At 55.3% G+C, this 3,234-nt stretch carries 2 protein-coding genes; one reads left to right on the top strand and one right to left on the bottom strand.

Features of this window, described 5'->3' with window-relative positions:
* Window positions 1-244: 244 nt before the first annotated feature.
* Window positions 245-589 carry a hypothetical protein gene (locus KQI17_RS13235; protein WP_216496668.1) on the top strand — a complete coding sequence of 115 codons (345 nt, stop codon included), beginning with the start codon at window positions 245-247 and terminating at the stop codon, window positions 587-589.
* Between the two features lie 23 nt (window positions 590-612).
* Here KQI17_RS13235 and KQI17_RS13230 read toward each other — a convergent pair.
* Window positions 613-3,234, bottom strand: a 2,622-nt coding sequence (locus KQI17_RS13230) for an S-layer homology domain-containing protein (protein WP_216496667.1), incomplete at its 5' end; no start/stop codon positions are given.

Raw genomic sequence — 3,234 nt, 5'->3', positions numbered from 1 at the left:
GGTAATGAGCTGCACATATTTGGGATTCTCCCGCACCCGCTCGATCATGTACGCCGCTTGGCGAAAGCCAGCCAGCTTGCCGGAGGCACCGAGCATCCGCAGCAGGCGCTCGGCATCCACGGGCTTCTGCATCGCATCCTTTTCGTGGTCGGAAACATAATAGAACAACGGCATAGATACCGCTCCTTTCAAAAATAAAATTTAGAAAAACAGCGGCATCAACAGGGGGCGCACGCGCTCTGTAATGAACGTTCTCATTTCAGAGCTTTTACATCAAGTCCCCGGAGCTCATGGATTGACGTGTGCCTTTCTTGTTCTCCGCAAGACAATCATACACGATAAAAGCCATTTTGTGTTGCCCTCCTCATCTACAATGGACGACCGAAACGAATTGATTTCGCGCGATAACAGTCGAATTTTGCAACTTTTCAGCAGATTACATTCAGGCGAAAGTACACCGCGATACAGGGGCAGAGAAAACGCAGGCACGGGAAAGGCGAAGCGGGAGCGCTACGCCCTTTCGTGCCTGCGGCTGGTATGGAGCGGTAAAAAGGGCAAGCGCCCGCGCAAAATCGCGCGGGCGCTTTGATTTGGTCTTGCTGGGAACGTTTGTCAGGCTGTGGCATCTTTTGTAACCACACCATTAGTAACCGTGTATGTTCCCATTGTTCCGCCTTCGGTATTCCAATTGTAAGTAGTGCCATTGAACGTAACTTCTGCCGCAGCAGCGTTGGCTACTTCGATTTTTCCGCTTACACCTGTTCCAAACGTCGAAGAACCCATCTCAGAACCTCCCGTTCCGTCGAGCCACAAAATCGTCTTTCCGCCAGCGTTCAGGATAACATCATTTTCAAATGTAACATTGGAGCATCCGGAAATCAAAACATCACAGCCGTCCACCATGATAATCGTGCCATTTTTAAACGTAATGCGGCAGACATTATTCGTGAACAAGGTCCTTGCCGCTGTCAATGTCTTTCCATTCAGGTCCACGGTGATATCCTTTCCGGAGCCTTCGACGCTGAAAGATTTATTCCACGTCAAATCACTTAACAGCTTAATTTCATTTACGCCGGCATAATAGACCTCGCTGTTGATGGTCACATTTTTCTCGGCTGCATCGTCTGTATTGAACTGGTCCTGCGTAAACTTCGTACCGTTATTCAGCATCACGGCATAGGGGGTATCCGTATCGTACGCATAGCCCTGCAGCCATTTGTTCTCGCTATCGGTTTCCTTCCACTTCACGCCATACGACTCGCCATTCGATTCGTAGGGGCTGTTGCCTTCGTAGCGGCTCAGCATATAAACTTCCAGCACAAGCCCGCGCTGGGTCTTAACCGCCGTAGCACCGTTTGTACCATCCATGCAAGAATAGCTGGTATTCAGCAGCGTATATGCCGTTCCGCCTGTGGAGGGAACAAGAGTTCCTTCGTTAGAACAGCCGCGAATCGTCAGGAATGTATTGGCATTATATCTGGTTTTATAAGCCGCTACCGCCTCATTGCTTCCAGCCGCCACGCCAAGTCCGGGCGCGTTGACCTGACCAACGATACCTGCGATGTAGCCATTGCTGGCCGCTGCGTCAGTAATTGTACCACGGTTGACGCAGTTCACAAAGGAGGCCCTTCCGCGAGCATTTAAGCCGGACGAAAGAATACCGCCCGCTCTCATGCCAGTAACAGCAGCTTTGTTTTCACAATTTTCAAACGAAATCAACGGTTCGTATCCTGCGGTAGGCGCGGAATACTGCGGCGCCTGACCAACAAGACCGCCAACCTTATCGTCGCCCTTCACCGTGCCGCACACAATAATATTGCTCAAAGTCAGCCTTGTGTTGCCAGCCGCTGCGCCCACAACGGCGCCAATCTTTTTGCCTGTCGAATCAATATTGACCGCGATGGTGAAATCGTGAATATTCACCGTGGATTCTACATATCCGAAGAGGCCAAGGTTCTCGCCTGCTCCCGTGATTTCCAGTCCGGTAATCGATTTCCCCGCACCGTCGAATTCTCCGGAGAAGGGGGTCGTGCTCGTGCCGATGGGTGTCCACGCATCATTATTTAGGTTAATGTCCGCCGTCAGCTTGACGGTCTTACCAGCAAAGCTATTGCCGTTGTTGACCATATTGCGGAATGCCTTGAGCTGAGTGTCGTTGGAAACATAGTAAGTGCTGCTGTTTTCAACAGCCTGCGTCGCCCCGCAGGAACACTCACTGACGGTAAGCATAGTGTCCCAATCCGTCTTATAAATGTTATAGCTGTGGCTGCTGCCGCCGCCGGAGGAAGAGCCGGAGCTGCCGCCGGTGGTGGTGCTGCTGCCGCCCGCAGTGGTCTCGGTGGTCTTGCCGTTCTTGTCGGTGACGCTGATCTTCTCGTCGCCGGTGTTCTTGACCTCGGTGTTCTTGGTCTCAACGGTCATGTCCTTGTCGGACGCAACGTTCTTCACCGAGCCGGAGCCGGTGACGGTGGTGTCCGCCGCGCTGTTCTCGACGTTCTTGACGGTCGTGCCGCTGCCCGCGTTGACAGTTGCGCCCTTGGCGTCCTCGGTCACGCTGACGTTCTCGACCTTGGAGCCGCTCTTGGTCTCAAGCTCGGTGTTCTTGCCGTCGAGCGTCACGTCGTTCGCGGTGGAGTTGTTCAGGATGACCTTGGAGTTGTCGCCGGTCACGGTGATGTCGTCGATGTTCTTGCTGCCGCTGACGGTCACGTCCACGTTGTCAGCGGGAACGAGCAGCTTGTCCACGTTGCCGGTCACGGTCACGTCGTCGGCGACGACGAGCACGATGCCCTTGCCGTCAGCCTTGACGGTCGCGCCGGCCTTGTCCGCGTAGGTGCTGATGGCACGGTCAAGGATGGTGACGGTGGACGCGCGATTGATGTTGTCCTGCGGGGCAAGCTCGTCAGCCGTCACACCGCCCACGATACCGGCCTCGATCATCGCGGCCACCATGCCCTGCGCGTAGGGCGCGACCTTGGCGGCGTCGGTGTACTTGGTCAGGTCGGGCTCGCGGATCGGCTCAATGCCGAGCGCACGAGCCAGCATGACCATGGCACGCTCGCGGGAGATGGGCGCTTCGGGCGTCACCGTGCCGTCGCCGTTGCCGTTGAGGATGCCGGCAGCCGCGCAGCGGTTGATGGCATCATAGTACCAGGCATCCGCCGTGTTGTCGGTGAAGCCCGCGTCCTTCGCGGCGGGCAGCTTGAGGAGCTTCGCGAGGATGGTCGCGAGCTG

It is taken from the genome of Oscillibacter sp. MSJ-31, from assembly GCF_018918025.1.
Taxonomy (GTDB): Bacteria; Bacillota; Clostridia; order Oscillospirales; family Oscillospiraceae; genus Hominicoprocola.
Note: the sequence above shows the minus strand (reverse complement) of the source record. Positions and strands in the feature narration are given on the sequence as shown.